Genomic DNA, 6,277 nt, shown 5'->3' with positions numbered 1-6,277 from the left:
TCGTAAATTTCCCAGACCCGGAAGCCTTCGGAATAACGTTAGAGCCTGAAGGCGGAAGCGAAACTCCTACGCTATCACAACTATATACTTTAGTAATGATTACAATTTAAAAAGCAAAGTTTTAAATTAAAAACCTGTACTCAATTAATGTACAGGTTTTTTTATTTTTGAATAAGATGAAGCCTTTTCAAAATTCTTATATATAAAAAGCGCCCGCATTTTGCGGGCGCTTCAACTAACAAAAAAACTCTGAAAAACCGGATATTTCCGGTTTTGTAAAATCTATCAATCTCTTGATAGATAACCAACCTCAACTAAACTTACGTAATAGTTGAAGACTTGGTTTTCAATTTTTTATAATTTTTCAATTTCTTTTGCCTTTACAGGGCCTAATTCATAAAAAGCACCCATAAGCTCTTCTTTTAATGGCGCCACCTTGTCTTCCATTCCATTTGCTTTATATACTAAAGCGGAATGGAAAAGCGCCTTTGGCTCTGAAGTTTTTCCGGCTACGTGTTCTTCAATTGTTTTTAAAGCGGCTTCCTTTTCTCCTGCTTTCAATTGTGAATATGCCAGCAATTGATATGTTTCGGGAGTAGCGCGATTTGTGATTTCCTTTTCGGCTAGAGCCAACGCTTTTTCAGGTTCTGTTTCTGCATACAGGCTAATGAGATAGGTATTGTACATGCCACCATAACTTGGATTATCAGTTGCCTTTAAAAACATATCGTACTGTTTTTTTGCTTCAGAAGTATTTCCGTCAAATTCCGCCATTTCACCTATCAAGAGATAATAATCCGGCGCTTTGTGGTTTACCATTACAGAATCCAAAATGCGGTTCGCTTCTTCGGTATTTTTTTCAGAGGAATAGACCATCCATGCAAGTTGTTTTTTTACATAATGATTGTCGGGTTCAATTGCCAAAGTTTTTAGGTAACTATCATACGAATCCTTTATTCTTCCGGCGTGCCCGTAAAAATCACCAATATTGCTATAAACCCATAACTTCAAGCCTTTGTTATCGCGATCTTCAGCAATTTGCTTGGCCTGTTCCATATATTTTATGGCAGCATCAAGATTGCCGTTGTGATCGCTCCATTTTGCCAAACGAATTAAATAATTGAAGTCTTTTGGATCTTTTATGTTACCCAAAAGGGTGTCTGCACGATCATATTCACCCAATTCCATTGCCACATCAAAAAGCATCATTTCGGTTTCCTTTCTGTTGTCTTCATAGGTATATGCGCTGTCCAATAAAACTTGTGCTTCCTTAAAACGGTGTTGCGAAATATAGTTATGCGCCAAACTGCGCAAATAGGAATCCTTATTTCTAGCTGAAACGTTGTGTGCTTTTTTAATCAACATTTCCGAAGTTTTCAATTCTGAAATATCCCCCGTACTTCCAAAAAGCGCTGCGTGTATTCCAGAGAGACGGCTCATTTCCATTAAATGTGTAGAATCATTGTTGAAACGTGCTTTCCAAAATTCTAAATCTTTATGGATGGCATCTTTTCCGGGAGTTTTGTTTGTGACCAAATATTGATCGTAATCCTTACTGTCAGTTATTCCTTTTGGTTTTTCCTGACATCCAAAAAGAACTGCAATTGTGAGTATTGTTATTATTTTTTTCATTGTAAAAGTATTTTGTTAGTTGTATTTTTTTAAAATTGTGTTTAAACCAAAAAAGAGAACCCAGACGGTTCTCTTTTCTGAATTAAAGCTGTGTTTATTAAAACGGGCCAGCCAAATACGGGAAGCTGCTTGAAAAAGCAACATCGTTTGACGGCACACCATCACTTGTCAAACCTGGGTTTTCAGTTCCGTCAGGTCCGCCAAAGATTAATAGCAATGATACGTCTATCACATCATCACTCAAGGCTCTACCTGTCAAAATCTCTGTGCCGTTAAAATAAGTAGTGATACCTGTTTTACCCAACCACAATACATCATTAGAAAGTACAGTAGTGAAAGTTGCAGCGTCAAGACCAAGTGCATTAGTTGTATAACCTGCATTTAGAGCAAGTAACTTATCTTGAAACTTAGTTTGAAATGCAGCTTGCATTGCTGAGGGAACTGTAGCATTAAAAGAATCTTTAAAGCCAGTAGTTCCAAAAACGGTATTTATACCTGGACGACCCATTTGATCTTCCTGTCTGTAAGTTCCGCTAAAATCAAGTACTTGTCCGCAAGGTGCACAAGAAGTTCCACCGCAATCCACTCCAGTTTCATCACCGTTCATAATTCCGTCTGTACAAGTTTCTTGTATTATTACGTTATCGTCGTCATCTTTACACTGCACAAACAATAATGATGTTGAAATTGCAGCAAAAAGGGTTATATATTTTAATGTTTTCATCTTTTTAAATTTTTTCAAGGTTAGCAATTATATTTTTCTTTTGGCTTCAACCCACACATTGTATATAGGTGTGTTTGGAGCAAATGGATTTACACCAGCAACTCCACCGGGAATCATAGATTTTGGAACTTCAATTACAATACTCAATACGTTTGTTCCTGCAAAAGTGTCTGCTCCTGGGTTATTAAAACCACCAGCTGTTCCTGCAAGTATTGCATTGTATTGATTAAAATCAAAGAAGAAAGGATCTTCCCGCGGGCCTGCAAAAAACTTCATTCCGTCTTTTTCAGTAATTTGAACGTCATCTTTAGTAGAAATTTTCACGCTTCTTCTGGCTGAAGTTGCGATAGTACTCTCCAAACCTTGCATAGCTGGCGCAGAAGGACCAAAGAAATACATAGAATCCCCACGTTTAATGGCTTGTATCACCAAGTCTTCCTTTAAGTCATTGTTATTATCAATGTTTATTTCTACCAATACGGTTTCATCAAACACAGCTTGACTTGTGGGTTGTCCGGGTGCCAATAACCCTTGTACATTAGCGGCAAAAACAAAATTGCCATTGTTCTCGCCCTGAAAGGCGTAAAAGTCTGTAATATCTGCGGTTGTGCCGGCTACAGCTGGCGCGTCAATGTGATCCGCGGATATTAAAAATATCGATAGTGCGGCTACGCCTATTCCACCGATTACTGCAAAAAATTTTGATTTTTTCATCTTTTTTGTTGGTTTTTATTATTTATTTTTACTTATTCGCCTATACTTACGCTTAAATGTAACTGCATGGTTTTTAAAACAACGTTAATCTTTTGTTAACGTCCAAAACAAGGGCTGAACACCCAAAAATAATCATAAATAATACGATGAACCCGTCCGCAGCAGATTGGATTTTAAAATTTTTAAATCATTTTGAAAGAAAAGATCTCATCGAGCCCTTTGAAAATGACAACACTTTTTATGATGCGTTAATTCAAACTGGTTTTATTTATGGTGTATCGGTTGCGGCAGTTCCAAAAAAATCTCTCGGAAACCTAAAACTTACTGAAGAGGAACTTGCAAAGATAAATCTGTTTCACGCGCTGCTTTTTCAATATTTTAAAAAGAATGAATCCGGCACCAATGAAGAAGCTATTGCAGATATTCTTTCATTTTACAATCACCTTGAAAAAAGAAAGACCGGGTTCTTTCAAAGGTTTTCACTTTCGCAAAGCCCTGCAAACACGCTGGAACATATATTTTCCGCAAGATTGCAGGATGCCAATACATTATTGAAAAAAAATACGGTTTCCCTGCTTACGCATGCGCTTTTATATTTGGATGTTTTGGCCTATAAACAATGGCAGGCAGAACCAAATACTGCAAAAAAATATTACAAACAACTGGAAACAATTGTTTTAACGGGCTGTTTTTACACCCTAAAGTCGAAAAAGAAAAAGACTAAATATGACAAACTTTTAATAGAATTATTCGAAACCTCATCCGAATATATAATAGATGATGCTGATGGCGGAGCAGCAACTTTTTTGGAAAGCATCAACTATATGAATAAAAGCGAAAATTCATTGGAAAAAAGATATATGCTTGATCTTTGCTGTTTGACCGTCTTTGAAGATTTAACTCTGGATGAGGCCGAACATCAATTTCTGCAGCAAATGTTGGTAACGCTCGATTTTTCTGAAGAAGATTTAAACAAGAGTCTGTCCGCTTTAAAGACGTTTTCAGAGAAGTACACAAAAAAAATTCTTCTTTTTGAATATTCACATCCGGTGAAACAGTTTTATAAACAGTCTGCTTCCACGGTAAAATTATTGATCATTCGCAACAAGGATCGCTTGGCGCGCGAATTGGATGAAAGCGGGGAATTAATTGTATTATTGGGCCAATCTACACTTCGCGATCTTTCTGCTGAAGAAAAGACTAAAGTAAAGGAACAATTGCTGGATATTTGCAAAACCATTCCGTCGCTCACCATATTTCTGCTGCCCGGCGGAACCGTCCTTTTGCCGCTTTTAGTGAAATTTATTCCGAAACTTTTGCCTTCTTCTTTTCAGGACAATAGAATTGAAGCTGCCAAAAAGAAAGGCTAAAAACTATTCAATCCACAATTTAAAATCCTTTACCCGCTCACGGGCAACTATCACTTCCTGTTCTTTATAACTGTTGAGCTTTAACTGAAGACGCGAATTTGTGTAGGAAATTATATCTTTTATTGAATTAATATTTACATAATATTTTCTGCTTATCCTAAAAAAAGTTTCGGGTGAAAGTTCCTGTTCCAACTGTTCCAAAGTGGTTTCCAACAGATAATCGCGGCCATCTACCGTGTGTGCGTATGTGCCTTTGTTTTCAGAATAAAAACATTCAATTTCATCAACGGAAATCATTTTTATATGCTGCCCTATTTTGGTAGTAAACCGCTTTTTGTAATCGCGTTCCACGGGATTTACGAGCAGTTTTTTAATATCCTCAAAATTGAACTGTACATTTTGGACCGCAGGTTTTAAGGACTTATATTTTTTTACAGCGGTATGCAATTCATCTTCATCAATTGGTTTCAATAAATAATCGATACTGTTCAATTTAAAAGCCTGCAATGCGTATTCGTCAAAAGCGGTGGTGAAAATAATAGCGCTATTCACTTCAACAGCATCAAAAATCTCAAAAGAAAGTCCGTCGCTCAATTGAATATCCAAAAAGATCAAATCTGGATGCGGATTGTTTTGAAACCAATTCACTGCTTCTTCCACACTGTGGAGCATTTGGTTTACAACAACATCCTGTTTTTCCAACATCCGTTGCAGATAGCGGGCAGATGGTTTTTCGTCTTCAATGATTAATACGTTCATTTGGTTGGTTTCAGGTTTCAATTTCGATTTTAATTTCGATTTCGATTTCGATTTTTAAATTTCTTCATCCAAAAATTGGTTGATTTTCTTCTCTTCCCAGCGTTTTAAAAAATTGTTTCGCACCTTCAGTACAAAGAACGCATAAATAGCGTGCGAGACCAATCCGATGCCCCAGAAGAATAAGGTGAAATAATTGCCCCAATCTTCAAAATTGGTCGGCCCCTTTCCGAAAACATTTGCATTTATTACTATAATTCCTGTATTGATTATAACAAATACTGCCAAATGGCTGTAAAAACCTTTTAATGTTTCCACTTTTTTCTTTGCTCTTAAATAAGTCAGGCTTCTCTTCGTTTCCATTTTTTGATTCTTTTAATCTTCGTCCATAAATCTTTTTATCTGCCTATCTTCCCAATTTTTAATGAAGGGAAAATTATATTGAAATACTTTTGAAGCGTGAAACAGTAAACCTATTCCCCAAAAAATAGGGACTATCAAAGTATTCCAATTTACCCATTCTATGAAATTTTTATCGGGGGACTGGTTTTGAAAAAACTCCAAAACATTCCCTCTCACTATAAAAATAGCGATGTTCACAACAATATAAACTAACAAGTGTTTGTAAAATCCTTTTAGCGCTTCCAGCCTCTTTCGGGCCTTTCTCAATTTTGTGCTTTCTGAAAATTCCATTATTCCCAACGGTTTTGGTTGTGTTTTTCCTCTTCTTCCATAAATTGCTTCATTTTTCTATCTTCCCAATCCTTGCCAACAAAAGGCATCCATTGGAAGGTTTTGATGGCTTGAAAAAAAATTCCTATACCCCACCCGAAAGCTGCCCATAAAAACCAAGGTGATCTCCATTGGTTGGTGTAATAGTTTATACCGGCAAGCATGCTTATAAAAATGATATAAAACATTAAGCTGCTGTAGAATTTCTTTATTTCGGCAACACGTCTTTTCGCTTTAAAATACTTGCTGTCTTTCTCGTTAGGTTCCATAATTAAAATTGTTTTTTAAATTATAGCATAAAATTACAGAAGGAAGACCCGAATATAAAATTGAAACTTCCGAACCGTAA

The 6,277-nt window shown here is 36.4% G+C and carries 8 protein-coding genes and 1 pseudogene; 2 read left to right on the top strand and 7 right to left on the bottom strand.

The window, feature by feature from the left end:
• Positions 1-110: pseudogene (locus tag A7A78_RS15315) on the top strand (anti-sigma factor); the annotation flags it as partial.
• Between the two features lie 244 nt (positions 111-354).
• On the opposite strand, the gene A7A78_RS11775 reads toward A7A78_RS15315, so the two are convergent.
• From A7A78_RS11775 to A7A78_RS11765, 3 genes are all read right to left on the bottom strand, one after another.
• Positions 355-1,632 carry a tetratricopeptide repeat protein gene (locus A7A78_RS11775; RefSeq protein ID WP_068762660.1) on the bottom strand — a complete coding sequence of 426 codons (1,278 nt, stop codon included), beginning with the start codon at positions 1,630-1,632 and terminating at the stop codon, positions 355-357.
• 97 nt (positions 1,633-1,729) lie between these two features.
• Positions 1,730-2,356, bottom strand: a complete 627-nt coding sequence (locus A7A78_RS11770; RefSeq protein ID WP_242649275.1) for a DUF4331 family protein — start codon at positions 2,354-2,356, stop codon at positions 1,730-1,732.
• A 27-nt stretch (positions 2,357-2,383) separates the two neighbouring features.
• Positions 2,384-3,070, bottom strand: a complete 687-nt coding sequence (locus A7A78_RS11765; protein WP_068762659.1) for a DUF4331 family protein — start codon at positions 3,068-3,070, stop codon at positions 2,384-2,386.
• Positions 3,071-3,216: 146 nt separating this feature from the next.
• On the opposite strand from A7A78_RS11765, the gene A7A78_RS11760 reads away from it, so the two are divergent.
• Entirely contained in the window at positions 3,217-4,440 is a 1,224-nt protein-coding gene (locus A7A78_RS11760) for an LETM1-related biofilm-associated protein (RefSeq protein WP_068762666.1), read from the top strand.
• 3 nt (positions 4,441-4,443) lie between these two features.
• Here A7A78_RS11760 and A7A78_RS11755 read toward each other — a convergent pair whose 3' ends face one another.
• The 4 genes from A7A78_RS11755 to A7A78_RS11740 are packed head-to-tail and all read right to left on the bottom strand — an operon-like array spanning position 4,444 to position 6,197.
• Positions 4,444-5,199 carry a LytR/AlgR family response regulator transcription factor gene (locus tag A7A78_RS11755; protein ID WP_068762665.1) on the bottom strand — a complete coding sequence of 252 codons (756 nt, stop codon included), beginning with the start codon at positions 5,197-5,199 and terminating at the stop codon, positions 4,444-4,446.
• A 54-nt stretch (positions 5,200-5,253) separates the two neighbouring features.
• On the bottom strand, positions 5,254-5,559 hold the full coding sequence (locus A7A78_RS11750; protein WP_068762658.1) for a 2TM domain-containing protein: 306 nt from the start codon (positions 5,557-5,559) through the stop codon (positions 5,254-5,256).
• A 12-nt stretch (positions 5,560-5,571) separates the two neighbouring features.
• A complete protein-coding gene (locus tag A7A78_RS11745; RefSeq protein WP_068762664.1) occupies positions 5,572-5,889 on the bottom strand; it encodes a 2TM domain-containing protein in 318 nt (105 codons plus the stop codon).
• Complete coding sequence (locus tag A7A78_RS11740; protein WP_068762657.1) at positions 5,889-6,197, bottom strand: 2TM domain-containing protein; 309 nt, start codon at positions 6,195-6,197, stop codon at positions 5,889-5,891. Before A7A78_RS11740 ends, A7A78_RS11745 begins: the two co-directional genes overlap by 1 nt.
• Between the last annotated feature and the right edge of the window lie 80 nt (positions 6,198-6,277).

The sequence above is a fragment of the Aequorivita soesokkakensis genome (assembly GCF_001641085.1).
GTDB lineage: Bacteria > Bacteroidota > Bacteroidia > Flavobacteriales > Flavobacteriaceae > Aequorivita > Aequorivita soesokkakensis.
This window is presented reverse-complemented; position numbering and strand designations above follow the sequence as displayed.

Bases quoted from the DNA above. Each gene is read 5' to 3' on its own strand.
- A7A78_RS11755 (WP_068762665.1), bottom strand. From the start codon at position 5,199: ATGAACGTATTAATCATTGAAGACGAAAAACCATCTGCCCGCTATCTG.
- A7A78_RS11740 (WP_068762657.1), bottom strand. From the start codon at position 6,197: ATGGAACCTAACGAGAAAGACAGCAAGTATTTTAAAGCGAAAAGACGT.
- A7A78_RS11765 (WP_068762659.1), bottom strand. From the start codon at position 3,070: ATGAAAAAATCAAAATTTTTTGCAGTAATCGGTGGAATAGGCGTAGCC.
- A7A78_RS11770 (WP_242649275.1), bottom strand. From the start codon at position 2,356: ATGAAAACATTAAAATATATAACCCTTTTTGCTGCAATTTCAACATCA.
- A7A78_RS11750 (WP_068762658.1), bottom strand. From the start codon at position 5,559: ATGGAAACGAAGAGAAGCCTGACTTATTTAAGAGCAAAGAAAAAAGTG.
- A7A78_RS11745 (WP_068762664.1), bottom strand. From the start codon at position 5,889: ATGGAATTTTCAGAAAGCACAAAATTGAGAAAGGCCCGAAAGAGGCTG.
- A7A78_RS11775 (WP_068762660.1), bottom strand. From the start codon at position 1,632: ATGAAAAAAATAATAACAATACTCACAATTGCAGTTCTTTTTGGATGT.
- A7A78_RS11760 (WP_068762666.1), top strand. From the start codon at position 3,217: ATGAACCCGTCCGCAGCAGATTGGATTTTAAAATTTTTAAATCATTTT.